This is a genomic window from Bradyrhizobium sp. cir1 (genome assembly GCF_014198245.1).
Classification (GTDB): domain Bacteria; phylum Pseudomonadota; class Alphaproteobacteria; order Rhizobiales; family Xanthobacteraceae; genus Bradyrhizobium.
Map to the genome: position 1 here is coordinate 497,216 of NZ_JACIHE010000002.1, position 25,087 is coordinate 522,302.

The 25,087-nt window shown below is 63.3% G+C and carries 37 protein-coding genes; 16 read left to right on the plus strand and 21 right to left on the minus strand.

Annotated elements, in window-relative coordinates:
• Positions 1–35 precede the first annotated feature (35 nt).
• Entirely contained in the window at positions 36–1,433 is a 1,398-nt protein-coding gene (locus GGD63_RS06795; protein ID WP_183240215.1) for a carotenoid oxygenase family protein, read from the minus strand.
• A gap of 106 nt (positions 1,434–1,539) precedes the next feature.
• Between GGD63_RS06795 and GGD63_RS06800 the strand changes: the two genes are divergently transcribed.
• Positions 1,540–2,268 carry a TetR/AcrR family transcriptional regulator gene (locus GGD63_RS06800; RefSeq protein WP_183240217.1) on the plus strand — a complete coding sequence of 243 codons (729 nt, stop codon included), beginning with the start codon at positions 1,540–1,542 and terminating at the stop codon, positions 2,266–2,268.
• A gap of 105 nt (positions 2,269–2,373) precedes the next feature.
• On the opposite strand, the gene GGD63_RS06805 is transcribed toward GGD63_RS06800, so the two are convergent.
• Entirely contained in the window at positions 2,374–2,979 is a 606-nt protein-coding gene (locus GGD63_RS06805) for a hypothetical protein (protein WP_183240218.1), read from the minus strand.
• Positions 2,980–3,142: 163 nt separating this feature from the next.
• Between GGD63_RS06805 and GGD63_RS06810 the strand changes: the two genes are divergently transcribed.
• The gene (locus tag GGD63_RS06810; protein WP_183240220.1) at positions 3,143–3,703 is read left to right on the plus strand and encodes an SET domain-containing protein; all 561 of its coding nucleotides are present in this window, start codon (positions 3,143–3,145) and stop codon (positions 3,701–3,703) included.
• Positions 3,704–3,846: 143 nt separating this feature from the next.
• Here the strand turns inward: GGD63_RS06810 and GGD63_RS06815 are convergent, their stop codons facing one another.
• Together GGD63_RS06815 and GGD63_RS06820 are read right to left on the minus strand one after the other, a co-directional pair.
• Positions 3,847–4,245, minus strand: a complete 399-nt coding sequence (locus tag GGD63_RS06815) for a hypothetical protein (protein WP_183240222.1) — start codon at positions 4,243–4,245, stop codon at positions 3,847–3,849.
• A gap of 39 nt (positions 4,246–4,284) precedes the next feature.
• Positions 4,285–4,515, minus strand: a complete 231-nt coding sequence (locus tag GGD63_RS06820) for a hypothetical protein (protein WP_183240223.1) — start codon at positions 4,513–4,515, stop codon at positions 4,285–4,287.
• Positions 4,516–4,616: 101 nt separating this feature from the next.
• On the opposite strand from GGD63_RS06820, the gene GGD63_RS06825 reads away from it, so the two are divergent.
• Entirely contained in the window at positions 4,617–5,438 is an 822-nt protein-coding gene (locus GGD63_RS06825) for a helix-turn-helix domain-containing protein (protein ID WP_183240225.1), read from the plus strand.
• A gap of 82 nt (positions 5,439–5,520) precedes the next feature.
• A complete protein-coding gene (locus tag GGD63_RS06830; RefSeq protein ID WP_183240227.1) occupies positions 5,521–6,186 on the plus strand; it encodes a DsbA family oxidoreductase in 666 nt (221 codons plus the stop codon).
• Between the two features lie 4 nt (positions 6,187–6,190).
• Here the strand turns inward: GGD63_RS06830 and GGD63_RS06835 are convergent, their stop codons facing one another.
• The 3 genes from GGD63_RS06835 to GGD63_RS06845 all read right to left on the minus strand — a co-directional run bounded on the left by GGD63_RS06835 (position 6,191) and on the right by GGD63_RS06845 (position 9,299).
• Positions 6,191–7,360, minus strand: a complete 1,170-nt coding sequence (locus tag GGD63_RS06835) for a GNAT family N-acetyltransferase (protein ID WP_183240228.1) — start codon at positions 7,358–7,360, stop codon at positions 6,191–6,193.
• Between the two features lie 148 nt (positions 7,361–7,508).
• Positions 7,509–8,945 (minus strand): cytochrome c oxidase accessory protein CcoG, encoded by a 1,437-nt coding sequence (gene ccoG, locus GGD63_RS06840; protein WP_183240229.1) that lies wholly within the window; start codon positions 8,943–8,945, stop codon positions 7,509–7,511.
• A 33-nt stretch (positions 8,946–8,978) separates the two neighbouring features.
• Entirely contained in the window at positions 8,979–9,299 is a 321-nt protein-coding gene (locus GGD63_RS06845) for a helix-turn-helix transcriptional regulator (protein ID WP_183240231.1), read from the minus strand.
• Positions 9,300–9,386: 87 nt separating this feature from the next.
• On the opposite strand from GGD63_RS06845, the gene GGD63_RS06850 reads away from it, so the two are divergent.
• From GGD63_RS06850 to GGD63_RS06860, 3 genes are read left to right on the plus strand one after another with little or no spacing between them, the layout of a single operon-like run.
• Positions 9,387–9,815: a YeeE/YedE family protein gene (locus tag GGD63_RS06850; RefSeq protein WP_183240232.1), complete on the plus strand. Its 429-nt coding sequence runs from the start codon at positions 9,387–9,389 to the stop codon at positions 9,813–9,815.
• A 4-nt stretch (positions 9,816–9,819) separates the two neighbouring features.
• Positions 9,820–10,287: a YeeE/YedE family protein gene (locus tag GGD63_RS06855; RefSeq protein ID WP_183240234.1), complete on the plus strand. Its 468-nt coding sequence runs from the start codon at positions 9,820–9,822 to the stop codon at positions 10,285–10,287.
• Between the two features lie 21 nt (positions 10,288–10,308).
• A complete protein-coding gene (locus GGD63_RS06860; protein ID WP_183240236.1) occupies positions 10,309–10,665 on the plus strand; it encodes a carboxymuconolactone decarboxylase family protein in 357 nt (118 codons plus the stop codon).
• Between the two features lie 72 nt (positions 10,666–10,737).
• Here the strand turns inward: GGD63_RS06860 and GGD63_RS06865 are convergent, their stop codons facing one another.
• From GGD63_RS06865 to GGD63_RS06880, 4 genes are all read right to left on the minus strand, one after another.
• Positions 10,738–11,064, minus strand: a complete 327-nt coding sequence (locus GGD63_RS06865; RefSeq protein WP_183240238.1) for a hypothetical protein — start codon at positions 11,062–11,064, stop codon at positions 10,738–10,740.
• A 182-nt stretch (positions 11,065–11,246) separates the two neighbouring features.
• The gene (locus tag GGD63_RS06870; RefSeq protein ID WP_183240239.1) at positions 11,247–11,717 is read right to left on the minus strand and encodes a PaaI family thioesterase; all 471 of its coding nucleotides are present in this window, start codon (positions 11,715–11,717) and stop codon (positions 11,247–11,249) included.
• A 14-nt stretch (positions 11,718–11,731) separates the two neighbouring features.
• Positions 11,732–12,313: a bifunctional transcriptional activator/DNA repair enzyme AdaA gene (locus tag GGD63_RS06875; protein ID WP_183240241.1), complete on the minus strand. Its 582-nt coding sequence runs from the start codon at positions 12,311–12,313 to the stop codon at positions 11,732–11,734.
• A gap of 132 nt (positions 12,314–12,445) precedes the next feature.
• A complete protein-coding gene (locus GGD63_RS06880; RefSeq protein WP_183240243.1) occupies positions 12,446–12,850 on the minus strand; it encodes a hypothetical protein in 405 nt (134 codons plus the stop codon).
• Positions 12,851–13,002: 152 nt separating this feature from the next.
• Between GGD63_RS06880 and GGD63_RS06885 the strand changes: the two genes are divergently transcribed.
• Entirely contained in the window at positions 13,003–13,227 is a 225-nt protein-coding gene (locus GGD63_RS06885) for a hypothetical protein (protein WP_183240245.1), read from the plus strand.
• Between the two features lie 14 nt (positions 13,228–13,241).
• Positions 13,242–15,281: a pyrroloquinoline quinone-dependent dehydrogenase gene (locus tag GGD63_RS06890; RefSeq protein WP_409334044.1), complete on the plus strand. Its 2,040-nt coding sequence runs from the start codon at positions 13,242–13,244 to the stop codon at positions 15,279–15,281.
• 44 nt (positions 15,282–15,325) lie between these two features.
• On the opposite strand, the gene GGD63_RS06895 is transcribed toward GGD63_RS06890, so the two are convergent.
• Positions 15,326–15,568 carry a PilZ domain-containing protein gene (locus GGD63_RS06895; protein ID WP_183240247.1) on the minus strand — a complete coding sequence of 81 codons (243 nt, stop codon included), beginning with the start codon at positions 15,566–15,568 and terminating at the stop codon, positions 15,326–15,328.
• Positions 15,569–15,751: 183 nt separating this feature from the next.
• Between GGD63_RS06895 and GGD63_RS06900 the strand changes: the two genes are divergently transcribed.
• Positions 15,752–16,045, plus strand: a complete 294-nt coding sequence (locus GGD63_RS06900; RefSeq protein ID WP_183240249.1) for an HdeA family protein — start codon at positions 15,752–15,754, stop codon at positions 16,043–16,045.
• A 124-nt stretch (positions 16,046–16,169) separates the two neighbouring features.
• On the opposite strand, the gene GGD63_RS06905 is transcribed toward GGD63_RS06900, so the two are convergent.
• A complete protein-coding gene (locus GGD63_RS06905) occupies positions 16,170–16,634 on the minus strand; it encodes a PaaI family thioesterase (protein ID WP_183240251.1) in 465 nt (154 codons plus the stop codon).
• Between the two features lie 354 nt (positions 16,635–16,988).
• Between GGD63_RS06905 and GGD63_RS06910 the strand changes: the two genes are divergently transcribed.
• Both GGD63_RS06910 and GGD63_RS06915 read left to right on the plus strand, forming a co-directional pair.
• Complete coding sequence (locus tag GGD63_RS06910) at positions 16,989–17,285, plus strand: hypothetical protein (RefSeq protein WP_183240253.1); 297 nt, start codon at positions 16,989–16,991, stop codon at positions 17,283–17,285.
• Between the two features lie 101 nt (positions 17,286–17,386).
• Positions 17,387–17,644: a hypothetical protein gene (locus tag GGD63_RS06915; protein WP_183240254.1), complete on the plus strand. Its 258-nt coding sequence runs from the start codon at positions 17,387–17,389 to the stop codon at positions 17,642–17,644.
• A gap of 18 nt (positions 17,645–17,662) precedes the next feature.
• On the opposite strand, the gene GGD63_RS06920 is transcribed toward GGD63_RS06915, so the two are convergent.
• Both GGD63_RS06920 and GGD63_RS06925 read right to left on the minus strand, forming a co-directional pair.
• On the minus strand, positions 17,663–17,896 hold the full coding sequence (locus GGD63_RS06920; RefSeq protein WP_183240256.1) for a DUF6894 family protein: 234 nt from the start codon (positions 17,894–17,896) through the stop codon (positions 17,663–17,665).
• Between the two features lie 148 nt (positions 17,897–18,044).
• A complete protein-coding gene (locus GGD63_RS06925) occupies positions 18,045–18,233 on the minus strand; it encodes a hypothetical protein (protein WP_026311954.1) in 189 nt (62 codons plus the stop codon).
• A 337-nt stretch (positions 18,234–18,570) separates the two neighbouring features.
• On the opposite strand from GGD63_RS06925, the gene GGD63_RS06930 reads away from it, so the two are divergent.
• Positions 18,571–18,810, plus strand: a complete 240-nt coding sequence (locus GGD63_RS06930; RefSeq protein WP_183240258.1) for a DUF2798 domain-containing protein — start codon at positions 18,571–18,573, stop codon at positions 18,808–18,810.
• An 837-nt stretch (positions 18,811–19,647) separates the two neighbouring features.
• Here GGD63_RS06930 and GGD63_RS06935 read toward each other — a convergent pair.
• The 4 genes from GGD63_RS06935 to GGD63_RS06950 all read right to left on the minus strand — a co-directional run bounded on the left by GGD63_RS06935 (position 19,648) and on the right by GGD63_RS06950 (position 21,077).
• Positions 19,648–19,815: a hypothetical protein gene (locus tag GGD63_RS06935; protein WP_183240260.1), complete on the minus strand. Its 168-nt coding sequence runs from the start codon at positions 19,813–19,815 to the stop codon at positions 19,648–19,650.
• Positions 19,816–19,967: 152 nt separating this feature from the next.
• Positions 19,968–20,168: a hypothetical protein gene (locus GGD63_RS06940; protein WP_183240261.1), complete on the minus strand. Its 201-nt coding sequence runs from the start codon at positions 20,166–20,168 to the stop codon at positions 19,968–19,970.
• A gap of 255 nt (positions 20,169–20,423) precedes the next feature.
• Complete coding sequence (locus tag GGD63_RS06945; protein WP_183240263.1) at positions 20,424–20,633, minus strand: hypothetical protein; 210 nt, start codon at positions 20,631–20,633, stop codon at positions 20,424–20,426.
• A gap of 237 nt (positions 20,634–20,870) precedes the next feature.
• The gene (locus GGD63_RS06950; protein ID WP_183240265.1) at positions 20,871–21,077 is read right to left on the minus strand and encodes a hypothetical protein; all 207 of its coding nucleotides are present in this window, start codon (positions 21,075–21,077) and stop codon (positions 20,871–20,873) included.
• Between the two features lie 155 nt (positions 21,078–21,232).
• Here GGD63_RS06950 and GGD63_RS06955 point away from each other — a divergent pair, with 155 nt between their 5' ends.
• Positions 21,233–21,700 carry a hypothetical protein gene (locus GGD63_RS06955; RefSeq protein WP_183240266.1) on the plus strand — a complete coding sequence of 156 codons (468 nt, stop codon included), beginning with the start codon at positions 21,233–21,235 and terminating at the stop codon, positions 21,698–21,700.
• Between the two features lie 679 nt (positions 21,701–22,379).
• Here GGD63_RS06955 and GGD63_RS06960 read toward each other — a convergent pair.
• Positions 22,380–22,592, minus strand: a complete 213-nt coding sequence (locus GGD63_RS06960) for a hypothetical protein (RefSeq protein WP_183240268.1) — start codon at positions 22,590–22,592, stop codon at positions 22,380–22,382.
• A gap of 256 nt (positions 22,593–22,848) precedes the next feature.
• Here GGD63_RS06960 and GGD63_RS06965 point away from each other — a divergent pair, with 256 nt between their 5' ends.
• The gene (locus GGD63_RS06965; RefSeq protein WP_183240270.1) at positions 22,849–23,589 is read left to right on the plus strand and encodes a hypothetical protein; all 741 of its coding nucleotides are present in this window, start codon (positions 22,849–22,851) and stop codon (positions 23,587–23,589) included.
• Between the two features lie 12 nt (positions 23,590–23,601).
• On the opposite strand, the gene GGD63_RS06970 is transcribed toward GGD63_RS06965, so the two are convergent.
• Positions 23,602–24,363 (minus strand): transposase, encoded by a 762-nt coding sequence (locus GGD63_RS06970; RefSeq protein ID WP_246785377.1) that lies wholly within the window; start codon positions 24,361–24,363, stop codon positions 23,602–23,604.
• Here GGD63_RS06970 and GGD63_RS40760 point away from each other — a divergent pair.
• Positions 24,352–25,014, plus strand: coding sequence for a P63C domain-containing protein (locus GGD63_RS40760; protein ID WP_312013101.1), 663 nt, complete (start codon positions 24,352–24,354; stop codon positions 25,012–25,014). The two genes, GGD63_RS06970 and GGD63_RS40760, sit on opposite strands and share 12 nt — an antisense overlap.
• The last annotated feature ends 73 nt before the right edge of the window (positions 25,015–25,087 follow it).

A 25,087-nucleotide genomic window follows, 5' to 3' on the forward strand; every position in this document is an offset into this window, starting at 1 on the left:
TTCGCGCCAAGTGGCGCGCCCCGGAATGACGAGAGCTACGCCGCGCCCACCCAATTGCCGTGGAAGCCGTCCGGTACGCGGTGGCCGAGCTGCACCAATGCGGCGGGGCCGGCTTCGATGTCGGTGGCATTGAACACGGCGAGGTCGCTGCGGTTCTCGCGCGCGCGCCAGACCACCGCGAGCAGCCAGCCGTCGCCTTCGACTGCGTCCTTGGATCGCTCGACGAAGACAGGCTCAGAGATGGTGTCGCCGGCCGGCAGCAGATAATGGCCGAGCCGCCTGCCGTTGCCGTCGACATGGACGATGCCGGACAGCGCGCCGAACATCGGCAGTTTCGGATTGGCGCAGGCGTACCAGCCGTGACGGCTCTTCAGCCCGGCGCGGCGATCGTCGATGCGCGGGAATTCGCCGGTGAGGTCGTCCAGATACGTCTGCTGGAAGCGGTCGGTATTCCCTGAGAGATCGAACGTCCAGCGGCAATGGCGGGCGCGCGACTTCTCCGGATCCGTCGGCCGGCCGTCCGGATGCGGAAACAGCGGCGCTTCCTCGAATTGCATGACGTCGGCGACGATGCTGTCGCCGTCCTCCCACGCATTCATGACGTGGAAAACGTAGCAGGCCTCGGCACGAAACCAGACGATGTCCTTCGCCGTGCCGCTGCGCTTCATCACCCCGACATAGGCGCCCTTGTCCGGCTCCCAGGCATAGGGCGGCCGTCCGCTCATCGCGCGCTCCATGCTGCCGGTGATGGGCAGGATCGGAAACAGCACATGGTTCGCGGTAACGATGAAGTCGTGCACCATGCTGGCATAGGGCGCCTCGAAGCGCTCGAAGCGCGTCGTCCTACCTGACGCATCGATCGATCCGTAGGAGAGGGCAGGCGTCAGCGGCCCGGCGGCGTTGTAGCCGAAGAACACGAGCTCGCCAGTCAGGGGATCGATCTTCGGATGCGCGGTAAAACTGCCGGCAACGCGGCCCTGATAGTTGTGATAGCCGAGCGTGGCGAGTGAGCCCGGCTCGATCTCGGTCGGCAGATGCGCTTCTTCCAGCGCCAGCAGCTTGCCGGCATGGAAGATGATGTTGGTGTTGGCGACGCCGCCGTCGGTCAGGTTTGCCGGCGCATCCGCCAGCTTGCGGCCGAAGCCGCCGAACAGCGCGCGGCCGGCATCGTGCTCGGCCAGCCATTTCGGCGTACGGATCCAGCGGTTGCGGTAGCTGGCGCGGCCGTTATCGAGATGAAAGGCGTGCAGCATGCCGTCGCCGACGAACCAGTGTGAGCCGGGCGAATCGAACTGCGGATTGGGGCCGTTGCGATAGAGCGTGCCGTTCAGCTCGCGCGGCAATTCGCCGACGATCTTGAGGAAAGGCGCGTCCGCTTCGAAGGGGATCGGCGCGATGTTGTTGCGGCGCTCGGTGATGGCGTTTTGCTGCACAGCCTATCCCTCCCTATCTTTACATCGTAAAGATCGGATAGAGCCAATCGCGGCTTTCGTCAAGTGAAATCTTTACACTGTCAATATTGCGTCATATAGCTTGCAAATGGCCAAGACCGACACCAAGGGCGAAACGGCGCGAAGCTCGCGTGCCTCCAGCAGAACGACATCCACCGCGGCGTCGCGTCCGGCGCGCCGCGCGACGAGCGCGAAGACCGAGACGCCGTACCATCACGGCGCCCTGCGCGAAGCGCTGCTCCAGGCCGCCGAACGCGTGCTCGAGCGCGACGGGCTCGCCGGCCTGACCTTGCGCGCAGTGGCGCGCGAGGCGGGCGTCTCGCATGCCGCGCCCACCCATCATTTCGGCGATCTTACCGGTCTTCTCAGCGAGCTTGCGGCCGTCGGCTTCCGCCAGTTCAATGCGGCGATGGCGTCAGCCTGTGACACCGCCACCACGCCGCTCGAACGCGCGCTGGCGCGGCCGAAGGCCTATGTCGCCTATGCGCAGGTCCATCCCGGCATGTACGGCATCATGTTCCGCACCGAACGGCTGGATTATTCCAGACCGTCGCTGCACGAGGCGGCGGAGGCCTCCTTCGCAGGGCTTGCCAACGCCATCGGCATGATGCGGCAGGAGCAGATCAGCGGCGATGCGCTGACGCTCAACCAGGGCGCCGCGATCGCGCGGGCCTGGTCGATGGTGCACGGCTTCACCACGCTGCTGCTCGACGGGCGGCTGAAGGATATTTTGGAGCGGCTGCCCGAGGGAACGACGGCCGAGCGGCTGCTCGAGGCGATGCTGACGGCTCCCATCACCACGAAACTTCCTATGTAGCGGCCATCTGCGCAAAAGCGCGATGAGATTTGGATGAATCGTCATCGCGCTTTAGGTTGTTGTGATTTTTTCGGAAAACCGCTTCGCACTTTTCCGGATCATGCTTTAGCGCATCGTCGCGAGCTCGACGGCGCGGCCGCGCGTGCCGACGATCTTCACCTCGTCCTTGCCGCAGGTGAAACTGCGCGCGTCATCTTCCGCGGCCCTGCGTGCGAGCTCGTTGGCGTTCGGGTTGGCGACGGCATCGACATAGGCGACGTGGCAGACCGGGCCCGGCGGCAGCCGGGTCACGACCAGCATGTCCTTGGTGTTCGGCCGTCCCTGCTGGTCGGGATCGGCGCTGTCGGCGATGTGCCAGCGCTGGATGATCGCGAACGGCTTTGTGCCGGCAGCGCGCCATTCCACGGTGGTCTCCGACGAATTGAACGGAGCGAACCACATTTTGGCTGCCGGTTCCTCCGCTGCGGCCTTGCGATTGCGCCCGACCGAGACGATCTCGCGAAGATCGTCCTCGGCAATCAGCACCATGAGGCCGTCCTTGCCCGGACAGATGCGTGTCGTGCTGCCATCGAGCTCGCTGGGCTTGCCGACCTGCCGGCAGTTCTTCGGCGCCGTGGAGCTATAGGTGCTGCCCACGGATTGGGCGTTCGCACCATCGAGGACGGCGTCCATCAGCAATACGGCGAGGCACGCGGAGGTGATGCGGATCATGATGAGGCCTCGATGCAGCGGGAACTCCGTACCATCAGACGTCTTCATTGTGGGCAAGGTTCAAACAGGTCCGCGAGAGACCTGACAGCGGCGCGGAATCGTTCTAGAAGAGCGACTTCGCTTGGGCTCTTCCGGCCTCGTTCGCGTCCTCGTTTTCCTGATCATGCCAGCCACCTCGAACAAACCCTATCGCGTCGGCCGCTCCAAGACCGGACTCGGCCTCTTCGCCACCAAACCGATCAAGAAGGGAACCCGGATCATCCGTTATTTCGGACCGATCCTGGATTCGCGGATTCCCGAGCAGGACGAGATCGAGAACAAATACCTGTTCGAGCTCAACGGCCGCTGGACCATCGACGGCTCGGTACGCAAGAACCTCGCACGCTACATCAACCATTCCTGCCGGCCCAATGCGGAATCGGACGTCCGCCCGCGTGAGCGCAAGGTCTTCATCCGCGCCATCAGGAACATCGAGCCGGGCGACGAGATCAACTACGATTACGGCACCGACTATTTCAAAGCCTACCTGAAGCCGATCGGCTGCAAATGCGTCTCCTGCGAGGCCAAGCGCAAGAAGCTGCGTGCCGAGGCCCGGGCCGAACGCACCAAGGTGAAGGCGCGTGGCGAGCGCAAGGCAGCCAAGAAGGCAGGCCCCAAGGCCGCCAAAAAGAAAAAGCTGAACGGCCACGCGTTCGGCAAGGCGAACGGCCGCGCGCGGGCGTAACGAAGCTCACTCGTCTAGCTCAGGTGTCATGCCCCGGCTTGACCGGGGCATCCCAGTACGCCGCAGCACCTCCGCATACGACTACGGCCTCCGGAATACTGGGTCGCCCGGCTGAACCGGGCGACGACAGCAAGTATGCGGCCTCACGCCGCCACTACACGCCCGCTCTTCCGCAATCCCAGAAATTGCAGCTCGGCAAACACGCCGGTGGCGATCGCCTGCGCGACGACCATAAGCTCGCCGGCGAGGTTCGGCGACACCGCGCCCGAAAGCAGCAGCGCGATGCTGCCGACCGTCCAGGTCGCGTTGCCGATCACGACCAGCAGGATGAGCGGTTTCGCCACCGTGGGCCGCGAGGCGAGCCAGCCGACCAGGGCGGTGTAGGCGATCAGGAACAGGCCGGTCTCGCGCAGCAGCGCTTCGGGCAGGTTGAACAGCGTCGCGAATGTGCCGGCGCCGAAGGTGAAGCCGAGAGCGGCGACGCCGCTGAAGATGGCATCGGCGAGCAGCGCGCGGCGCAGAAAGGTGGAAGCATCGATCATCAGGGCTCTCCATGGTAGGGGTGGGCTCGGGGTGGAAGCTCAGTGCCGTCCGCGCCACCAGGCGCGGAGCAGGCGGGCGAGGCGGAACGGACAGAGGCTGCTGCCGACGCCGCGCTCAAAGGCCGTGACCTGTGCGACCACGTAATCGCCGGTCGAATGCACCAGCGGCTCCGGCATGTTGAGGCTGCGCGCCAGCATCCGCGTTGCGAAGGCCATGGCCCAGGGAACAAGGTGGTCTGCGACGGTCCGGTAGAGCAGCAGCGCGATCATGGTCATCTCCTGTTGCAGCCGAAGATGCGCCGGCCCGCGGGCCAATTCGATTACCTTGCTGGTAATGGAAGGGCCGAAATCTGCGTGATAGGTTTCTGGTCATGAACGCACATGCATCCACGGCACAGGCCGAACGCAGCCAGCCGGTCCATATCGGCGACCATCTGCGCGAATGGCGGCAGCGCCGCCGCATGAGCCAGCTCGATCTCGCAGGCGAGGCCGAGATCTCGGCACGGCATCTGAGTTTTGTCGAAACCGGCCGCGCGGCGCCCTCGCGCGACATGGTGCTGAGGCTCGCCGAGCGTCTCGACGTACCCTTGCGCGAACGCAACGTGCTGCTGGTCGCCGCCGGCTACGCGCCGGCGTTCCCACAGCGTCCGCTGGAGGATCCCGCCTTGAAATCAGCCCGCCAGGCGATCGACCTCGTTCTCAAAGCACACGAGCCCAATCCGGCGCTTGCGGTGGACAGGCACTGGAACCTGGTCTCCGCCAACCGTATGGTGGCGCCGTTGCTCGACGGCATCCCGCAGCATCTGCTCGGCCAGCCCTTCAACGTGCTCAGGCTCGCGTTCCATCCGGAGGCGCTGGCGCCGCGTACGGTCAATCTCGCGGAATGGTGCGGGCATCTCCTGGAGCGGCTGCATCGGCAATGCGAGGCGACGGCCGACCCTGAGCTGATCAAGCTCTACAACGACCTCAAGAGCTATCCTATCCCTGCGCGCGCGGCCCCGCTGTCGAGCGACAATGTCGCGATCCCCTTCAAGCTGCGCCATGGCGGAGAGATACTAAGTTTCTTCTCCACCACCATGGTGTTCGGCACGCCCGTGGATATCACGCTGTCGGAGCTGGCGCTGGAGACGTTCTTCCCGGCCGACGAGCGTACTGCGGATCGGCTGAAGCAGATCGCGGCAGCCATGACGTAGCCCATCATCTGGCGCCCTTGCCTCGGGGCGGGTTCGGCTTATCTTTGGACGAACCTTGCACCGCCCGAAGGAGGCGCCTGACATGAGCACGCTCAAACCGCTCCAGATCGACGTCGTCTCCGACGTGGTGTGTCCCTGGTGCTATATCGGCAAGCACCGGATCGAGAGCGCGCTGGCGCTGGTGCCCGACGTGCCCGTGAAGCTCAATTTCCGTCCCTTCTTCCTCAATCCCTGGGTGCCGCGCGAGGGCATCAGCCGCGAGGCCTATCTCACCCAGAAGTTCGGCTCGGTCGAGGCTTATAAAGGCATTGCCGGGCGCGTCGTCGCGGCCGCGAGCGAGGAGGGGCTCGTCTACAAGCCGGAGCTCGTGGCGCGCCAGCCCAACACGACCGACTGCCATCGCCTGATCCTGTGGGCCGAGGCGATCGGCAAGGCGCCCGAAATGAAGCAGCGCCTGATGGAGCTGTATTTCCGTGACGGCGGCGATCTCACCGATGTGAACGTGCTGGTGCAGGCGGCCGCCGATGTCGGCCTCGATGCCGACGACGTGCGCAAGCGCCTTGCCACCGACGAGGACGTCGCGCGCGTCTCGGCGGACGCGCAGGAGGCGGCCGAGAAGGGCATCTCCGGCGTGCCGACTTACGTGTTCGCGCAGAAATACGCCGTCTCCGGCGCGCAGGATCCGAACCTGCTCGCCCGCGCCATCCGTCAGGTCTCCGCGGAGATCAACGCGCAGGCGGCGGAGTAGCTTCTTATTTTCGAAGCAGACGGACTGCGCGGCGTGCCGCCGCGTAGGCGGCGCCATGCGCCGCGAGCGCCCCGTGAATGAGTACCACGACGGGATCGTGCCGCCGCAGCGGGATCAGCACGTCACCGATCGCGAAGCGTCCGCGCCAGATCGGGTTGATCATGGGATGGTCGGCGCTTGCCGTGGAATCCGCGCTGGCGATGGCGGGATCGGCGCAGAGGTGGCGGGTGAGATCGAGCGTGAGCTGGACGCCCGGCGAATATTTCGCGAAGCGCTCGTCGATGCCGAGCTTGAAGAAGAAGGCGCGGTCCTGGTGCCGCAGCACGATGCCGGCGGCGACCGGCGTCATGCCGGCGCGAAGCGTGACGATCTCGCACTGCGCGGTCTCTGCCAGCGCCGGTACGGCGCGGCGGATGAAGGTCGCATCGCCCGCGTGCTGAACCAGCGCGGTGCCGCGCTTGCCTTTCCAGCCGCTGGCTTCGAGCTGCAGGAATGCTTCGAGCGCCGGCCCGATCTCGTGGGGGCTGCGCGCAACCTCGAACACGACGGGGCCGTGCTCTTCGAGACGATGGCGCTGGCGGCGCAGCTCCTTGAGCCTTTTGGCGCCGAGCGCGTCGCGCAACAGAGTTTCGCCATCCTGCGTCGCATCGAGGCTGGCGCGGATGTAGGAGGAGAGGATTCGCGGCTTCAGGCCGTCGCGCGTCAAGATCTGGTTGAGAGATGCCATCGCCGCGCCGTCGAGCGCGACGTCATTCAGCACGAGCGCATGCGCGCCGGCCTCGTGCGCCTGCTGCAACAGACGCGTGGCGGCCTCGAGCGGAGCGTCGCGGTCGAGCAGCGGGCTGCACAGCGTGCCATAGGGATGTGCGCTCACCAGCGCGGGCAGGGGAATCTTCCAGGCGCACCAGAGCGAGATCACCGGCATCAACCCGATCAGCCGGGTCGAAGATCCGTCGAATGCGGCCAGCGCCGAGGCATCCGTGCGGCCGCGCGCGGTTGCGCTGACGGCCTGCTCCCAGGCGGGCAGGTAATATCCGTTGGGCTCGATCGCGCGCTGCGCGAGCGCGCGCCATTGGCCGGTGTCGACCGCCGCAAGCGGGACGCGCGCGCGCGCCGTCGCGACATCCCTTGCCGATGCCGGATTGATCGCAGCCTGATGCGCGATGTCGACCACGTCCCGTCGTCCCCGTTCACGCGAGCTGAGCCCGTGTTATCGGTCATGCTTAGCGCAAAGATTGGAAAATACCGTTGGGACGCCGCTTCAATTCGAGCGATAGCGTTAACACCTCATTCAGCATCCTGCCGCCTTCATGGAATGCCGGCTAATCCCCCGGCACGAAGTGATCGTGGGCGCTCGCGCGTTCGCCGCTGGCGGTGTCGGTGATGGCGATTTCGATGTCGCGGGAGGTCTTCGGCAGGTCGCTGGAACCGACCTGCACCGACAGCCTGACCTCGCGCGTCTGATCCTGCCCGACCTCGATGACGGGCTTGGCGCCGGGGCCGGCCTCGATGCCGGCGACGCGAACGGTCGCGCCCGGAAGACCGGAGACTTGAAGCGCAAACGATCGCTGCGCGCCCTTGTTGAGGAGGCGGACGGTGTAATCGTTGCGCACCCCGCCATCCGAGAGCTGGACAAACAGCGGATTGCGCTCGTGCAGCACGTTGACGTCCATCGTCGCGCGGGTGGCGAGGGTGTAGAGCATGAAGCTGCCGACGATGGCGATGGCTGCGGCATAGATCAGCGTGCGTGGACGGATGATGCGGTAGATCGGTGCCTTGCCCTCGCGCCGGCGCTGCATGTTGAAGTCGGTGTCGTAGCCGATCAGGCCTTTGGGCCGGCCGATCTCGCGCATCACGTTGTCGCAGGCGTCGATGCAGAGGCCGCATTGGATGCAGCCGAGCTGGATGCCGTTGCGGATGTCGACGCCGGTCGGGCAAACATTGATACATTGGTGGCAATCGACGCAGTCCCCGGCGGGATCACCGTGGGCACGCGCCGCATCCGCCTTCTTCACCGACATGCGCGGCTCGCCGCGGTCGCGGCGATAGGTGACGTTGAGCGCCCATTCGTCGGTCAGCGCCGCCTGGATGCGCGGCCACGGACACATGTAGATGCACATCTGCTCGCGGGCGTGACCGGCAAAGACATAGGTCGTGGCAGTGAGGATGCCGATCCAGAGATAGGCGATGAACGGGGCCTGGAAGGTGGCGAGCTCCTTCACCAGCGTCGGCGCGTCGGAAAAATAGAGCACCCAGGCACCGCCGGTCCACCAGGCGATCATGATCCAGAGAAAGTGTTTCAGCGCGACTTTTCGGATGTGGTCGAAGGTCCAGTAGCGCTTGTCGCCCTGCATGCGCTCGCGCCGGTCGCCCTCGACCCAGCGCTCCACCGCGTAGAACAGGTCGGTCCACACCGTCTGCGGGCACATGTAGCCGCACCACAGCCGGCCGGCGACCGCATTCATCAGGAACAGCGTCATGGCCGCGATGATCAGCAGGCCGGTGAAGTAGTAGACCTCCTGCGGCCACAGCTCGATGAAGAAGAAGTAGAAGCGCCGATGCGGAAGATCGACCAGCACGGCCTGGTCAGGCAGGCCGGGCCCGCGGTTCCAACGCACGAACGGCAGGAGATAGTAGGTTCCGAGCGTGACGCACAGGATCGCCCATTTGATGCGGCGAAACGGGCCGTGGACGGATTGTGGATAGACCTTCCTGCGTTTCTCGTAGAGAGGTCCCTCGATATAGGTGTCGTCGGTCATCCCGCGCGTCCCCGCGTTTGCGTCTGCGATGTCCTATGCCGGTGCGCAGAAGAGCCGGTACAAGGTCTCCAGCACCGAGCGGACCTCCTGGCTTGCGATGCTGTAGTATATGGTCTGGCCCTCCCGCCTGGGTTTGACCAGGCTCAATGCGCGCATCTTTCCGAGATGCTGCGATAGCGCGGCTGACGACAGGCCCGCGATGTCGGCGAGTTCGCCGACGGACTTTTCGCCGTCCAGCATGTTGCAGAGAACCAGGAGCCGTTTGGGATTGCCCATGGCCGTGAGGAGGCGGGAGGCCTCTTCGGCCTTCTCCTCCAGAGCGAGCAATTCCTGATTCCGGGGCTTGCGCTTCATAAAGATATATTAGTATATTCGAAAATAAGAAACAACTGAAATAGTGCATTCGGCGCCCGCGAGGGTGTTCTCGATCAGGAGAGGCTGATGGTCTCGACATCATTTACGCCGATCGCTTCCCTCGTTGGCGGTGCGATGATCGGCGCCGCCGCCGTTCTGCTGATGTGGGCTACGGGGCGGATTGCCGGCGTCAGCGGCATCGCGGCGCGGCTGTTTCCGCCCTATGAGGACCGCGAATTCGCCGGGCGCCTCGCCTTCGTCGCCGGTCTCGTCGTCGCGCCCGTGCTGGTGCGGCTCGTCACCGGAAGCCTGCCGGCGCAGACGATCGCGGCAGGGCCGGTTGTCCTGGTCGTCGGCGGATTGCTCACGGGTTTCGGTTCGGTGTGGGGCAGTGGCTGCACCTCCGGCCACGGCGTTTGCGGCTTGTCGCGGCTGTCCGTGCGCTCGCTGGTCGCGACTATGACCTTCATGGCGGCCGGCATGGCGACCGTCTTCGTGATGCGGCACTGGAGTTGATGTGATGTCAATCCTGGTTCAATTCGCGATCGGCCTGATCTTCGGCATCGGCCTCATCGTCTCCGGCATGTCGAACCCGGCCAAGGTGCTGAACTTCCTGGATGTCGGCGGCATTCCGGCGGGGACATGGGATGCGAGCCTCGCCTTCGTGATGGCGGGCGCGGTGGCCGTGACCTTCATCGGCTTCAGCCGCGTCCTGAAGCTCGCGCGTCCGTTCTTCGCCGATCGATTTTATCTGCCGACACGACGCGACATCGATCCCAGGATCGTCGCAGGGCCCGCGATCTTCGGCATCGGTTGGGGACTGGCGGGCTTCTGTCCGGGTCCGGCGCTGACCGCGCTCGGATTCGGCTCGGTCTCCGCCGTTATCTTCGTTGCGGCGATGTGCGCCGGCATGGTGCTTGCCCGCTTCGTCGCTCACCTGCCGTCATTGTCTCGCTTCGTCACGCCGGCCGATCCGCTCGAAACTTGAAGTCACCGTAGAGAGTAAGTCATGGACAAGAACTATCCTGAGATCACCAGGCAAATCTCCGCCAACATGAAGAAGCTGCGGAGCGACATCCCCGACACCATGAAGGGATTTGCCACGCTGGCCCAGGCCGCCACGCGCGACGGAGCGCTGGACAAGAAGACCAAGGAGCTGATCGCGCTGGCGCTCGGGGTCACCGCGCATTGCGACGGCTGCATCGGCTTTCACACCGAGGCGCTCGTCAAACTCGGCGCAACACGCGAGGAGGTCGAGGAGACGCTCGGCATGGCCGTCTATATGGGAGGCGGGCCGTCGCTGATGTACGCCGCCGATGCAATCGCGGCCTACGAGCAGTTCCAGCACCAATCCGTCGCCGCCTGACGGCGCGTGGCCTCATAGAAATGGGACCGGACGAGCATGCTCGTCCGGTCCGATCTGTCATAGCTTCATCGACTACCAGCGGTCGTCGACACCGACGCCAACGCTGACGCCGGGCGCGCGAATGCCCACGCCGGCACGCGGACCATCGTCCCAGTCGCGATAGATGCGGCGCTCATAGTAGCGATCGCGCGGCATCCTGGCGTAGGAGTCGCGCACGATCACGCGCGCGCCGCCGCGGGTGCGATAGCAATTGCCGGCGTCATCGCATACGAGCCGGACCTCCTGAATGAGATCGGGGCTGGCGTATTCGCCGGTCGTGTAGATGTCGGCGGCCTTCGCGCCGCCCGCAGCAGCGAGAGCCCCGATGCCGGCCAGCAGTGCAATCGTAAACGTCCTCATCCTGTCCTCCTCGGATACTGCCCTCGGCGGTAACAAGAAGGGGAGGCGGGGATCGTTCCGGCCGAAATGCGGGATTTTCCCGGAACTGGCCTTGGTTTGCCGCAATGTTCCCCGCGTGGAGACCCCATCGATCCGGCGCTGCAATGCTGACTGCTTCGAGTTGGTTGCTGAATGTTCCGATGTCACGCCGGAAAGATGAGGCACGTCGTCGTACCGTGGGCGAGCAGCCGGCCCTTGGCATCTGTCACGCGTCCATCGGCTGTCCCAACGCGGCGGCCGCAGTTCAGGACCTTGCCTTCAACCCTGATCTGGCCGGTTTCCGGTGTGATGGGCCGCAGCAGCGAGATCTTGAATTCGAGCGTCGTCTGGCTGATCCCCTTGTCGAGCATCGACTGGACGGCCAGTCCCATGCTGCTGTCGAGCAGGGTGGCGGTCAGTCCGCCATGCACCGTTCCAGCCGGGTTGAGATGTGCATCGGTTGGCGTCAGTGTGATGACGACGCGGCCGCTCTCTGCCTCCACCACGTCATAGCCGAGCGTCTTTGCAATCGTGTTGAGAGGCAGCGTCCCGTCCGCAAGGCCCTGGACAAATTCGAGCCCGCTCATCTGCTTCTGCCGTTCGGAGCTGACCGTCCCGTAAGTCCTGGCTGTCATGCTGTTCCCCTTGCTCAACGTTTCCCAAACGGCAGCGCGGCGGCTTTCCTCCGGAATGCCGACGGTGGTCGACCATAAAGCCGTGTGAATGCCGTGCTCATCCGCCGCGTGCTCGAGAAGCCGGATCGCTCTGCCACCGAGGCGATCGGAAGATCGCCCGCATCGAGCAGACGTTTGGCGCGCTGCACGCGTAGCGACTGCGCCACTTGCAGCGGCGATGCATCGAGATGCTGGGCGAACAAGCGCGCCAGGTGACGCGGGCCGAGTCCCAATCGTTCGGCCAGACTTTCCACGCTGCCCCGATCGAGCTCGCCGTCCTCGATGAGAGACAGCGCACGTTCGACGGTCGTCCGGGTGCCCTTCCATGCGGGACAGAATGGAGCCGTTTCGGGGCGGCATCGCAGACAGGGGCGAAAGCCAGCATGTTCGGCCGCGGCTGCACTGCGATAGAAGACGACATTGCGGGCGAGCGGCGTCCGCGCCGGGCAGACCGGACGACAATAGACGCCAGTGGTCTTGACCGCGACGAAGACCAAGCCGTCAACCGTTGCATCTCGGCGGCGAAGGGCTTCGTAATGTGCGTCGAAGTCGAGCATGAAGTCGCTATAGCGGCCGCACTTTCGCAACGCGAGTCCGATGCGAGGACCATGTCTGAAAACGACCGAAGCAGCCGCGCGCACATCGTGTGGATTTGCGAACCTTACAGCGGACGCGTCGTCGATGACCCGTCAGATCGGCTCGTAAGTCTCGGTCCCACAAATATCGTCGGCTTCGGCGCGCCGGCGATCGACGACCTTTCCGCCATTGATGGTCACGATATAGGTCTGCGCGCCGAGCGGCGTGCCGGCTGCGGAGGTGAGCTGCGCGCGGACGCAGGCTGTCCAGCCAGGTCCTCGCACCTCGTGATGGGGCGGGGCGACATGAACCTCACGTGGATAGGATGTGGTGAGAAACACCACGTCGATCTGCTCGCGCACCACGCGCTTGACGTCGGGGGGCGGCTCCGGTGGAGGCTGCTCGGCTTCCTTGATGCGCATAAATTCGGGCACCGGCGCCCGGCTGTCGGCAAAGCCGCAGGCACCGAGCGCGAGCGCGCCGGCCAGCAGCGCCGCATTGGCAATGATCCGCAACATCCGTGAAGGTCCCCCGCGGCCCAACAGATAGGCACGAATGCGATCCGGCGAAGTCCGCCCTGATCAAGATTTGCTGAAGGGGCGGAACACGCGGGATTTGCTATTACGGGATTGCAGGCTAGTTTGTATCCCAGGCGAGGGGGATTGCACCAATGAGGATTTTGGTCATAGCGGCTGCGGTGTTGGCGCTGGCGTGCGGCTCGGCTGAGGCGCAGGGTCGGCGCCAGCCCAATGACGGCGCCAAGCCGGCGGACAACAAGCCGAAGGTCGACGAGAAAGCCTACAAGGCCGCGCTCGAGCGAATTCCCGAGCCGAAGGAAAAGTACGATCCGTGGGGCGGGGCCCGCCCGAGCGAACCTGCCAAGAAGCCGAAATAGGGGGAGGCGGGCGTTTGCGGACCTGCCTGAGCGTTTCGGCCGGGCTTGTCGCACTCCTGTTGCTTGCAGTGCGGCCGTGCTCGGCCTGGGAGAGTTGGGGCGGCGATGCCGGCGGCTCGCGCTTCTCGCCATTGCGAGAGATCACGCCCGACAATGTCGGCCAACTCGTTCGTGCCTTCGAATATCACACCGGCGATCTCACTGTGCGCCCGCCCGAATTGATGCGGCGAACAAAATTCCAGGCGACACCGCTGTTCGTCGAGGACAGTCTGATCTTCTGCACGCCTTTCAACGAGGTGATCGCGCTCGATCCCGGCACGGGTGCGCAGAAATGGCGCTTTGATCCGAAGATCGCGACCAATCAGCGTCCCGCCAATCGCTATGTCTGCCGCGGTGTCACGTACTGGGTCGATGACCAGGCGCCTGCGAATGCCGCTTGCCGATCGCGGATATTCATGGGCACGAACGACGTCCGCCTGATTGCGCTCGACGCGAGGACCGGCATTCCCTGTGCCGGTTTCGGCAAGGGCGGCGAGGTGAGGCTCGATATCGGAACAGTGCTGGAATGGCTCGGCGAGTTCCAGATCACCTCGCCACCAGCGGTCGGCCGCGGTGTCGTAGTGGTCGGCTCCGCGATCGGCGACAACCGCCGTGTCGACGCGCCGAGCGGCATGGTGCGCGCATTCGATGCGCGTAGCGGCGAGCCGCGCTGGACCTTCGAGCCGCTCAAGCGCGACGGAATCGAGGCCGGCCACGCCAATGTCTGGGCGCCGATGTCGGTCGACGAGACGCGCGGGCTCGTGTTCCTGCCCACGACCTCGCCGTCACCGGACTTTTGGGGCGGCAAACGACCGGGCAACAACGAGCACGCCAATTCGGTGGTCGCGCTGCGCGTCGAGACCGGCGAGCTCGCATGGGCATTCCAGACGGTGCATCACGACGTCTGGGATTACGATCTTCCGGCGCAGCCGACCCTCGCACGTATCGACACTGGTGACGGGCAGCGCGATGTCGTGATCCAGCCGACCAAGCAAGGTTTTGTCTTCGTGCTCGACCGCGACACCGGCAAGCCGGTGTGGCCGGTCGAGGAACGCGCGGTGCCGCAAGGCGGTGCGGAAGGTGAGAAGCTATCGCCGACGCAGCCGTTTCCGACCCATGTGCCGGCGCTGACGTCGCAAACCATCTCGACCGATGATGCGCTCTCGCTGTTACCCGGCTTCTTGCGCCGTTCGTCGTGCGAGCGGCAGTTCGCAGAGGCGCGCAACGAGGGCCTGTTCACACCGCCTTCCGTGCAGGGCACATTGGAGTTTCCCTTCACCGGCGGGGGCGTAAGCTGGGGCAGCGCGGCCTTCGATCCGGTCCACCAGATCCTCTACGCCAACACCAGCCGCGCCGTGCATCTCATCAAGCTGATCCCGCGCGCGGAAGCCGCCGGTTTCAATCCACCGCCCGGTCATGATTTCGGCCAGCAGCGCGGCGCGCCGTTCGCGATGTCGCGCGCGATGGTGACGTCGCCGCTCGGCTTTCTCTGCAACAAGCCGCCCTGGGGCGAGATGGTCGCGGTCGATCTGAGGGGCGGAAAAATCCTCTGGCGCTCGACGGTCGGCACCACCGAGGATCTGGCGCCGCTCGGCGTGCCACTGCCCTGGGGCACACCGCTCGTCAACGGGCTCGCGGTCACCGCGGGCGGCTTGGTCTTCACCGGCGCGATGGATGCCTATTTGCGTGCGTTCGATGGGCGCAGTGGACGAGAGCTGTGGCAGGGTCGGCTGCCGGTGCCGGGCGTCGCCAATCCCATGACCTATCTCTGGAAGGGCGAGCAATATGTCGCGATCGGCGCCGGCGGCCATTCCGAGGCCGGCACATCGATCGGCGACAGCGTCGTTGCGTTCCGCCTGGCGCGGCCGGGCGAGGCGCCTTCGCTCCGGTCGCGCACGGTCGATCGTCCGGGCGGACGATTTCTTGCGGCTGCGTCGGCGATCACGCTTGCGACCTTCACGCTCGTGATCGTCGGCATGCGCTGGCGTCGCCGCCATCGTAGCAGGCAATCATGATCGTGTTGTGCATGTGATGCGAACACTCGTTCACATCGCATGTGCTATTGCACGAAAGCGAGGCCGATGCGTTTGTCGCTGCGCCACACGGGGCGGCAATTCCGCACGAAATTGTCGCATGCGATCGAGAGTCTGAACGATTGCGGCAATGTGACGGGGCTATCGAGGTCGATTGCCGCGCCGCTTGCCGACATGTTTCGCACCGTGCACGCGATGCCGCCGTCTTCGAAGGTGATCGTTCCGCCCTTGAAAACACGGTAACGCTGTGCTGCGCGCTTTTCGATCATGGCGTTATTCCATAGTGACGATTGTGAAATAGTGCATAGAAATTACGTTGAACTAAACTCAATAGTGGCGCTACTTGCATGGCGCTTCAGACTTCGTTTACGACGTTGAAGCGGTGAGTCACGTCCCGCCGACTTTCCTCACGATCCTTTCCTTTATGGCGTTACGCGCCGATGGAGATACTGATGAAGACCTCGCTTTCGATTCTATTCGCCGCAGCGCTCTCGCTGACTTCCATGCCCGCCCACGCCGTCAAGTGGGACCTCTCGACCATGAGCTGCAAGCAGTTCCTCGAAAGCGGCGAAGACAATATCGCGGTCGTGCTGACCTGGATGGACGGCTGGTACAAGGGCGACGAAGACAATGCGATCATCGACACCGACGTGTTCATCGCGAACGCCAAGAAGTTCGGTGCCTATTGCGGAAAGAATCCGACCGTCAGCGTCGTCACCGCGGCTGACGAAATTCTCGGCAAATAATTCTTGAAAGTGGTCCGACTGAAGCGCGGATGAAATCGCGCTTCGGCGTCTCGCTTCGATGCGATCGTGATGGAGGGCCGCGCTGCGCCTTGCGCTCACGCGGCTCTCTTCTTTTGGGACGATCTCAGCCCGGCAGCATCGCGAACGCGCTCGACACCATCGCCACCGGCTTGTTGTCGGCGGCCGACAGCAGCGTGACGCGACCGAAGCTCATGGTGCGTCCGAGCCGCACCACGCGGGCGTCCGCGAGCACGTCCGACGACGAGGCCGCGCGCATGAAATGCGTGGTCTGGTCGACCGTGGTCATCGGACGGTAGCCGCGATTGGCGGCAAGGATGGCGATCACCATCGCGGTGTCGGCGAGGGCCATCAGCGCCTGGCCGCAGACCACCCCGCCGCTCCGGCACAACCGCTCCGAGAACGCCATGCGCAGCAGTGCGCCCGGCTGCCAGTCGGGCTCATCCGCCGGCGGCACATGCTCGATGCGCTCGACCGAGAGGTTGAGATCCTGGACCCAGGGCGCGAAGACCTCGCCGAGGATGCGTCGGGCATCGTTGATGCCGAACTCGGCTTCTGGCTGCGATGGCATTGCTGTCGTGTCCTCCATTGTTGCCGGATGTTTCGGCCATTCTGCCCGCATCGGCGCGGCAAAGTCACCAGGCTGGTACCGATCCCGTCGGCTTGAAAATGCCCGACTTCGCCCGATATGATGCCGTGGTTGGGTTACGGGTGGGCGATGTTGCGTCGGTATGTCCTTGTCTTTTGTCTGGTTGCGCTCGGTCTTGCGCTGAACGGGTGCACCCGGTGCGGCCCGATCTGGGACGACTGGCTGCACGCGCCGAAATCGTGCCGATCGTAGCGGTCCCTGCGGCCCCCAGCGGCCGCACTGGGATGACAAGGCACGGCGATCCGCGCCTCCATGAAATGATCTGAGGAGTCCAAGATGAAGCTTTTCCGTTTGGCCGCGGTGCTGGCCGTGCTGGCGGGACCGGCCTATGCGCAAATGCCCAATCTCAATTTGCTGCAGGACGGTCCGGGCAAGACCCCGGAGGAGAAGGCCGCGGAAGCCGAGCGTGACAAGGCCTACAAGGAAACGCTGAAGAAGATTCCGGACGCCAAGGCGTCCAACGATCCCTGGGGCGGCATGCGCTCCGATCCGCCAAAGCAGCAGCCGGCGGCGCCGAAGGCGGCCGCCACCGGCGCGCCGAAGAAGACCAAGACCGGCACGGCTGCGAACTGAGCCTTTCGGCCGGGGGGCGGCGGGCGCCTTCCGGCCGGGACTCCTCCTTGCCTGGCCACTCCCTACATTGAGCGCAGGTATTGCGTAGAGGAGGACAGGTCATGGCCGATCGTCCGCGGGATCTCGCCGAGCGGATGGCGCGCCGGCGCAAGGCCGGTGACGACAAGCCGGGCGGGCGCTCCGGCGACGGCTATCTGCGCGAGACCTTCACGCTGCCGCGTGCGGCGGCGCGGGCGAGGGCGGAGGCCTTCTTCGCCCGCTATCCCAAGGCCGGCTATATGAGCGCGGTCGAGACCTGGCGCGAGCTGCCCGGCGGCGACATCGAATTCACCATGCGGCGGCTGCCCAGCGCCGATTGAGGAACACGCGTCCCGCGTCTAATCGAGCGTCTCGGCGACGATGCGGATGCGGAACACCGGCTCCTTGGCCTCGTCCAGGAGCTCCATGTGCCATTCGGAATTTTCCTGGAGCTTGCGGGCGATCCCGGCGGCCATGTCGGCGCAGACGCTGGTCATCTCCTTCCAGGCAGAATCGCGATCGGAAAATTCCGTCGCCTGGTCCGCACAGCCGGAATAGCAGCCGTTGCGAATTCGGAAGAAGTAGAGCGGCATGGCTGACACCGGTCGCCTGACGGCCCCGCCCCCAAGGCCGTGGCCGGTCAGTGCAATCCCAAACTCCCGGCAGATCAATTCCGGACGTCTACGGGTATATGCGGCTCCGTTCAGGGGATGCCGCGCCGCACAAGGATGCCCGGCTCGATCAGGCCGTCTTGCGCCCGATGGCCTTCAGTTCCCGATCGATGCGCAGCTGCACCCGCCGGATCGCCAACAGGTCGATCTTGGTCTCGGTCTTGCCGGACTTGACCTGCTCCCCGATGCGGAACTGCCACTGCCAGACCCCGGGAATCGCCGTCTTGGCGACGGTGAACTCGACGCCCCTGTGATTCATGGCCACCTCCCACGATTCACCATCCACTGCACAATATGTTCGCCGTCATGATATTCCAGACACAAGCAAAATCGGCGGTAAGCCTTGGAGGGGTCACGGAAATCTCGAAAGCGCACGCCATCGGCCGGCCCAGGAACTCTGTTCATGGCCGGAGAACCACGGAGCCAGTTCAATACCGAGCTAGTTCAATGCTGATGCTGCCGAAGACTCTTGATCCAGATCAGCCTCCGGATTCGAAAAAGCGCGGCGCTGAACGGCAAGCGATCAGGCGCATCTCGGTGCGCGGGGCGGCACGTGCATTGCTTGGCCGCATGACGGCAAGCAACAAGGGCGCATCATGCTCGGCATTCCCCGCCGCTACAGTCATTTCGTCTTCGGCGTCATCCAGTCCGGATTGACCTCGCTGATCGCGGCGGGAATCGCCAGCTTTCCCGCTGACGGCGCCATGCTGTTCGTTCGGCACTGGATAGTGTCGTGGCTGATCGCATGGGCCGCGATGCTGCCCATGGTGCTGCTGGCAGCGCCCGCGATCCGTGCCTTCTCGCTGCGCTTGACGCGGGAGGAGCGCGGCGCGTGAACGGCCGGCCCGCATGAAAAAACCCCGCTTGGGGAGAGCCAAGCGGGGAGAAGGTTATTGGAGGCTGAGGTGCTGGGCTGCAACACCATAAGCCTGATAACCCTATCCGGCTGAGCTTACGGCAGCCTGACAGGCTCGCGATTAGGATCCGCACCCGACATCGCGGCGCACAGGGCCCGCAAACAGAAAACCCCGCTCGGGGAGAGCGGGGTCGTCGACTGGGTATGGAGGCCCGGTGTTGGTCCACCGGGCTCATCGACACTAGGCGCGTTGGCTTACAGAGGCCTGACGGCGAAAGCGAAAGCAGCGCTGAGCAGGCCGCAGACTGGCCCCGCACCGGTCCCAATTTGGCCACCCGATCGCACAACTCAGGCCACAGCCGCAGGCAAGATTCCGCGTGGTCCGGTGCTGCCATGGGGGAACGTGGCACGCCGGCAACGGGGTGGCATCATGGATAACGTAGAGCGGTCTTTCGCCGCCGCGACAGCGGCTGGCTTCGTCGTGTTGGTGATCGGCATCGCGCTGCTGGCGCTGCTGTAGGGGATCACGGAGCGCAAGGCAGACGGTGGCCGGCTCGGGGCCAGCATGGTCCCGCGCGCGGGGCGAGGGCGCCATGATCGCCCCCAGGTTCTGCAAAAGCTGCAAAACAACCCCATGCACAGTAGGCGGCCGTGCGATTCTTTCGCGTAATCAATGCCTTAATGGTAGTATTTAAATACCTCTAGCGCAACCTCTGGGGCCGCTATCCTCGCCGAAACTGAAGCGGTGTTTCAGCCGGCGCGCGATCGTTCCGCCTGCATGACCTTCGCCTTCCAGTCGGCAGCCGGTCCTGGGCGCTTACTGAACCTTGATCGCGTCCAGCGGGAGGCGGAGCTCGGCGGCCCGCTCTTCGCGATCCTTCTTGCGGAACTCGTTTTCCTTGCGCTCGAACTTGATCATCTCTTCATGCGCCGCTTCCAGCAGATGGTTGCGCCTGGTGGCATCGTGCTGCGTGTTTTCCGTCATGACCGAGCTCCCCATTGTTGCGGTCCAACCCCAGAGAAGGCCGGAGAGCACCGAAAGGTTTCGCAGGATTGCGGAAGCATGACGGCACGCGGCGGCTGCGTCTTTGACACGCGTCATGTTCTCGCGCCGCTCCATCTTCGCAGAGCCGGCGATTATTTCGGAGGTCGCAGCCCGGCGGATTCGATCCAGTCGTGCAGATGACACGCCACGTCGGCCTGACGCGCCTTCTTGAGGAGCGTGTCCCGCTCGGGGCCGGGCGGAAGTCTCGAGGCCTGCTCCCGGACCTGCTTCACCCACGCGGAGAGCCTGTCCTGAAGCGTAGGCTGTTGCTTGAAACGTCGCCGCTTGAACATGGCGCGCTCCTTTCCATGCGAGGAAGGCGGGAGCGCAAATCAGCGTTCTCATCACCGATAGTGGCCAAGGTCCGTGCGGTGATGACTCATGAAACCAGACCGTCGGATCCGCGTCGGTCCATTTCTGTACGCAGCGTCAGTCGATCCGGAGATTTTACCTGGGAGACGTGGCGGCAGGACGTGCGGGCAGGCCAGTGGAGCCGGTCCGATCAAGGAAATCGCCGCCGAGGCGACGGCGCGCATCCCGCTTCGTCGCTAACGAAGACGCCTTTGGCGAACGCTGGTTCTCTGGCCCGGGTCTTCCATCGGAAATGGCTCATACGATTTGCGGCCCAGGAAGGTGTCGGGCTTGGGCAGCTTGAGCACTTCGGCAGCTTCAGCCAGCAGATCGCGCATGCGGGCGTTTTGCTCGGTGATCTCGGCAGCGAGATTGCGCACGAGCAAGATGTGGGTGTGTCCGGCCATGGCGGCGCTCCCTCGCTATGCAGGCGGGAGCGCTCTTGGTCTCTCAGCCACCGACGCCTACGGACAGAGCCTTGGCCGGTGATGCGGGTAAGCTACCCCAAGGCTGCCTGGTTCAATATTGAACTTAAGACCCTGCCGGCCCCTGGATGTGATTGTCCCTCTGCGGGTTGAGGAGATCTGAAGAGGGCGACGAGTGAAAGAGGCCGCCCATCGAGGCGGCCTCTTAACTCTGGTCGCTTAGAAAAAGAAATCGGGAAGATGCGACACACCAAGCGGTGCAATGTGCTCGACCTGGTCGAGTGCATGCTGAGGCAGTGTCACATCGGCCTGTGACGCGACCTCCGGTCCGGTCGAAACTGGGGGCAATGCAGTTGGGAGATGGGCCAGTGCCTGGTCCGGCGCATGGTCAAAGACTTGCGACGGAAGTGTCGACGGTTTTGCCATTTGATACTCCTGCACGATACCAACCGGGAAAACTCAGCGCCCATTGGCAGACAGGACCCAAAATCGGGTGCTGTCCCAACTAGGACGCCCGCGAGGGCAGGTTAGGACATTAGTCGATCAGGAAAAAGTGGCAATTTCCCCCTTGATCCCCGGGCGTGAGTGAATTTAATAGGCCCTGCCGGGGCTGGCATTTCATCACGATTTTCGTTTCGACCGGCAGGGGCTATCGCGAGATGGCCCCTTTTGATTTCAGAACCAGGAAAAGCGGATTATCCAATCCCGCGCGCGACTTTGTCATGTGGAATGAACGGGCCGGTGGGCACCCGGCGCCGCGCGTTGCCGTCATCGTCATGACTATGGCTGGCTCAAAGAGCCAGCTTCGCGCCGCTCCTGATCGTGCATCTCGCATGTACGTCGAACGCGCGTTATCTGTTGCCGAGAAATATGCCCATCTCTTCGATCACGAAAATCCGGCGGACTCCGTCGTGATCACAGACGACTTCGTGTCATCTGGTCGCGTCAGCGGTGCGAAGAGCATTGCTGTTTCGCAGCTGAAAACAGGCAATTTCCATGGAGGGGACGCGCCTGCAGGCGAATTCGGCCGCCGGACGCTACCAGGGTGAGCTAGCCTGCCTGCCTGGCATCCTATGAAATAAGAGAGGCCGCCAGCTGAGGCGGCCTCTCGCAACTTTAGCGCTTCATGCGTCCCGGAGCGTAACCAGAAGCACCTGGAGAGCCGGTCAATGCTCTATTGGTCTGCATCTGATGTCCCGGGGAATAACCGGATGCGCCTGTCGTACCAGTGACGGGACCATTGTTCTGAAACGAGTGGCCGGGCGAAAAGCTGGACGCGCCGCCACCAAAACCCCCTCCCGGTCCGCGCGCGTGAGCCGCCGATGTCACAGCGACCAACGCAGCCGCGATTACGAGCACTTTCTTCATTTGAGCCACCCCTGAGTTCTCCTTGATCCCGCCGCCTGACGATTCGGCGGCTATCTCAGACCGGGAAAAAGTAGAAGTCGGACGGCGTGTTCAAAATAAGTCGCCGCAATGTCCAAGAATTGAAATTGGGGCACCTCAAGATTCAAATTGGGCCACGAGAGCTCAGATACGGACAGCCTCCCAAAATCAGGTGCTGTCCCAATTAGGACCCCCGGTCTGGCGGATTAGGACACTCTGCTTTGAGGGGCACCTGGGGAACGCTCGGCTTAGCCGGTCCTCGCTTTCGTGACCGGCCATTCAAAATTGATTCCAATATCGTGGCAAGGAATGTGTAGACGGCCAGTAACGCGCCGTCGCTCATCAGGACACATCGCGTTTGCGCGACTTCAGCCAGCCGACGATTGCCGGCGGAAGGCCAAATCCGATGATGACCGGGATGATGGCCCAATTTCGAGTGAGATAACCTTGCAAGACAAGGATCTGGGCCAGGCCGGCCGATAGCACGAACCCGGCAAGCGCTGCGATCCATTGCGCTGGCGTGAAGTCGAGACCTTTGTTGATTTGCAAGCTCACCCAGACACCCGCAGGAGCTCCTAGTTCCGGCCGAAATCCTACTTAGGACACTCCGAAAATCAACTTGGGACACCGGGCTCAAATACGGACAGTACCCAAAATCGGGTGCTGGCCGAAATAGGCCACTCGCAGATGCGAAACGGGCCACTGTGATGGGTTACCCGATTACGGGCCGTCCGGTATCGTATGGGGCATGCACTCGCTCGAATCGATCGTCTCATGGCTGGGACCCATCTTTGGGTTGCTGGGTGGCGCCATGAACTTGCTTCGCCAGGACCCTGCCGAAGTAACGGCAGGCGGAATAAAATGGCGCCGCCACGCTGCTGAATGGCTAACGAGCCACGCATGGGCCAGATGGCTCGAACCATTATTTATCTTCGTTGGAGGTATAGGGGTCGGCATATGGTTATTGCCACTCATCCCCCAGGCTCCAACCACTGATGCCATATTCCAACAGGCGCACACGATGTATGCGGGACGCCTAGGAAAGCCCACGGCTGAAGCGATGCACGTCACGTTGCGTGATAAACAAGGCCATGGAGTGATCCAAGGATTGTTTGATAGCGCGTGGTTAGTGTGGCTCGACAATCCCGGGAAGCTTTATGCAATTCCATTAGAGGATAACGGGCGAAAATTTGTAGACAAGGACGATACATTTTCCATGGATACGACTTGGGCGTATTCAAGTGCCGAAACAAGAAAGCGGCCGTCATTTAAGGGTATGCCGACAACGTGCTTGCTTCCGGCCGGAGGTTTTGCGGTGAGCTGGGACAAGCAACCTAATGAATGGAAATGGGCGGGATGTGGTAAATGGTACTGCGAACTCCACGGAGAGAATGTCCTTTTTCAGGATTTTGAAAATGGACGCATGATTGGACCCATGCGATTCGGTTACGGTGATGTCGGCTCTCAGATATTCATCTTATTCAAGGATGGGTCGCACTCTTCGGTGAGGTCCGATCAAGCCAGTCCCCAAATATGGAATTGTATTCCCTGACAATAGTGGGCGCTAAATGCGCCCACCCTGAATTACCGTGAACTTACGCCGCCGATCCGGAGGCGTTTCCGTTGGCAACGCAGGCGCTACAGCAAGCGCAGCATCGACAAGCTGCCCAATGGTCCAAGTGCGATCCGCAAGGCCAAGCGCTCTCGCTGGCGTCGTGCGTAGGGCTTCATGGACGCGGCACAGATTGTAGTGCGCGACGTAAAGCGCGACCGCAGCAACGTGGTTGTCCAGCTTCTTGCTAAAGCCGTTGGTCAACCGCGTGAACCGACGCGACGCCATGCGCAGCGTAAGGTTCTGGCGCTCGACGTAGCTGGTTGAGACGTATTGTTCGGGATCACCTGATATTACGTCACGGCTTACAGCTACTACAGCGGCCGGCGAGTAGCGGCCCTGCGCTTCCTTTACCAGATGCGTCACGGAGTAGGCCTTTACGATCACGCCATGCGAGGCCTCCGGGCCGAAGGCATCGCGGATCGCTACGCGGTAGGGGTGGAAGCCGTCTGTTGAAATCTCCGGCTGGCCAATCACGCGGCCGCGGAGGTCGTGCAGGAAATCCATGGTGCTTTCGGCATTCCGCTTGCCGACGCCCCAGCTGATGATAGCCTTCTGCGTCCCGGCCATGCCGATGAAAACGTACTGATCGCCCTTGGCGTTGATCTCGTGACGCTGCACGTTCTTTTGTTTCTTGCCGACGAAGCTCCACAGCTCGTCAAGCTCAATGCGTTCGGTGCGCACGCCAACCATGATCCGGTCGTGCAATTCCATGCAGCCCATGCCGACACGCAGGGCCAGGTTGGCGACGGTGCCACGGTTGACGCCAGTGAGGCGGGAAGCGGTACGGACGCCGACGCCTTGACAGCGCAGCAGCACCATATTGGGTTGGCCTGCCAAGCGCTCCTCAAAGCCCTCACCGATCACGCGATTGAGGACCTAGTCGATAGGGCAACCGGCTTTGACGACGTTCGCAAGCGCGACGCCATCATGCGAATGCTGGAGGAGTATGTAACCAAGGATCGGTTGCCTTGGGTCCAGATGTTCGACACCGATTTTTATAGGCAAGTATTCCGGCTAAACAAATGGGCCTTTGATCCAGAAAAGACGGCTCGGCCTAGCGTGCTCGGCCACTGGACCAATAATATCTATGATCGGTTGGCCCCAGGTATCAGACCAACCTTACACGCCAAGGTTAGGCGCAATGCCGCTGGTAGGCCCACGGAGAAGCTCACGCAGTACCTCACGCCAGAAGAAGGCAAGCCACGGCTGAAAGAGATGCTGGAGGGTGTGAAGGCAATCATGCGCCTGTCGCAGGACAAGCACGACTTTTGGGAGAAGATGGATATCGCCTACCCAAAACTAAACGACGCCAACTTACTTCTCCCGTTCGAAGAACTGCCAAGATTGGGAAAGCCAAAATGAAAGAGGGCCGCCAACTGAGGCGGCCTCCCGACGTTATTTACCCTTCATTACCTTTACGGTGCATTGACTGCTG

Excerpts from the sequence above, each read along its gene's own strand:
- GGD63_RS06850 (WP_183240232.1), top strand. The coding sequence starts at position 9,387 with ATGGTCTCGACATCATTTACGCCGATCGCTTCCCTCGTTGGCGGTGCG.
- GGD63_RS06940 (WP_183240261.1), bottom strand. The coding sequence starts at position 20,168 with ATGTTCAAGCGGCGACGTTTCAAGCAACAGCCTACGCTTCAGGACAGG.
- GGD63_RS06825 (WP_183240225.1), top strand. The coding sequence starts at position 4,617 with ATGAACGCACATGCATCCACGGCACAGGCCGAACGCAGCCAGCCGGTC.
- GGD63_RS06830 (WP_183240227.1), top strand. The coding sequence starts at position 5,521 with ATGAGCACGCTCAAACCGCTCCAGATCGACGTCGTCTCCGACGTGGTG.
- GGD63_RS06810 (WP_183240220.1), top strand. The coding sequence starts at position 3,143 with ATGCCAGCCACCTCGAACAAACCCTATCGCGTCGGCCGCTCCAAGACC.
- GGD63_RS06950 (WP_183240265.1), bottom strand. The coding sequence starts at position 21,077 with ATGGCAAAACCGTCGACACTTCCGTCGCAAGTCTTTGACCATGCGCCG.
- GGD63_RS06815 (WP_183240222.1), bottom strand. The coding sequence starts at position 4,245 with ATGATCGATGCTTCCACCTTTCTGCGCCGCGCGCTGCTCGCCGATGCC.
- GGD63_RS06925 (WP_026311954.1), bottom strand. The coding sequence starts at position 18,233 with ATGAATCACAGGGGCGTCGAGTTCACCGTCGCCAAGACGGCGATTCCC.
- GGD63_RS06935 (WP_183240260.1), bottom strand. The coding sequence starts at position 19,815 with ATGACGGAAAACACGCAGCACGATGCCACCAGGCGCAACCATCTGCTG.
- GGD63_RS06805 (WP_183240218.1), bottom strand. The coding sequence starts at position 2,979 with ATGATCCGCATCACCTCCGCGTGCCTCGCCGTATTGCTGATGGACGCC.
- ccoG (WP_183240229.1), bottom strand. The coding sequence starts at position 8,945 with ATGACCGACGACACCTATATCGAGGGACCTCTCTACGAGAAACGCAGG.
- GGD63_RS06865 (WP_183240238.1), bottom strand. The coding sequence starts at position 11,064 with ATGAGGACGTTTACGATTGCACTGCTGGCCGGCATCGGGGCTCTCGCT.
- GGD63_RS06945 (WP_183240263.1), bottom strand. The coding sequence starts at position 20,633 with ATGGCCGGACACACCCACATCTTGCTCGTGCGCAATCTCGCTGCCGAG.
- GGD63_RS06845 (WP_183240231.1), bottom strand. The coding sequence starts at position 9,299 with ATGAAGCGCAAGCCCCGGAATCAGGAATTGCTCGCTCTGGAGGAGAAG.
- GGD63_RS06875 (WP_183240241.1), bottom strand. The coding sequence starts at position 12,313 with ATGCTCGACTTCGACGCACATTACGAAGCCCTTCGCCGCCGAGATGCA.
- GGD63_RS06880 (WP_183240243.1), bottom strand. The coding sequence starts at position 12,850 with ATGTTGCGGATCATTGCCAATGCGGCGCTGCTGGCCGGCGCGCTCGCG.
- GGD63_RS06965 (WP_183240270.1), top strand. The coding sequence starts at position 22,849 with ATGAACTTGCTTCGCCAGGACCCTGCCGAAGTAACGGCAGGCGGAATA.
- GGD63_RS06800 (WP_183240217.1), top strand. The coding sequence starts at position 1,540 with ATGGCCAAGACCGACACCAAGGGCGAAACGGCGCGAAGCTCGCGTGCC.
- GGD63_RS06900 (WP_183240249.1), top strand. The coding sequence starts at position 15,752 with ATGAAGACCTCGCTTTCGATTCTATTCGCCGCAGCGCTCTCGCTGACT.
- GGD63_RS06905 (WP_183240251.1), bottom strand. The coding sequence starts at position 16,634 with ATGCCATCGCAGCCAGAAGCCGAGTTCGGCATCAACGATGCCCGACGC.
- GGD63_RS06910 (WP_183240253.1), top strand. The coding sequence starts at position 16,989 with ATGAAGCTTTTCCGTTTGGCCGCGGTGCTGGCCGTGCTGGCGGGACCG.
- GGD63_RS06970 (WP_246785377.1), bottom strand. The coding sequence starts at position 24,363 with ATGGAATTGCACGACCGGATCATGGTTGGCGTGCGCACCGAACGCATT.
- GGD63_RS06915 (WP_183240254.1), top strand. The coding sequence starts at position 17,387 with ATGGCCGATCGTCCGCGGGATCTCGCCGAGCGGATGGCGCGCCGGCGC.
- GGD63_RS06860 (WP_183240236.1), top strand. The coding sequence starts at position 10,309 with ATGGACAAGAACTATCCTGAGATCACCAGGCAAATCTCCGCCAACATG.
- GGD63_RS06820 (WP_183240223.1), bottom strand. The coding sequence starts at position 4,515 with ATGATCGCGCTGCTGCTCTACCGGACCGTCGCAGACCACCTTGTTCCC.
- GGD63_RS06870 (WP_183240239.1), bottom strand. The coding sequence starts at position 11,717 with ATGACAGCCAGGACTTACGGGACGGTCAGCTCCGAACGGCAGAAGCAG.
- GGD63_RS06855 (WP_183240234.1), top strand. The coding sequence starts at position 9,820 with ATGTCAATCCTGGTTCAATTCGCGATCGGCCTGATCTTCGGCATCGGC.
- GGD63_RS06930 (WP_183240258.1), top strand. The coding sequence starts at position 18,571 with ATGCTCGGCATTCCCCGCCGCTACAGTCATTTCGTCTTCGGCGTCATC.
- GGD63_RS06920 (WP_183240256.1), bottom strand. The coding sequence starts at position 17,896 with ATGCCGCTCTACTTCTTCCGAATTCGCAACGGCTGCTATTCCGGCTGT.
- GGD63_RS06885 (WP_183240245.1), top strand. The coding sequence starts at position 13,003 with ATGAGGATTTTGGTCATAGCGGCTGCGGTGTTGGCGCTGGCGTGCGGC.
- GGD63_RS06895 (WP_183240247.1), bottom strand. The coding sequence starts at position 15,568 with ATGATCGAAAAGCGCGCAGCACAGCGTTACCGTGTTTTCAAGGGCGGA.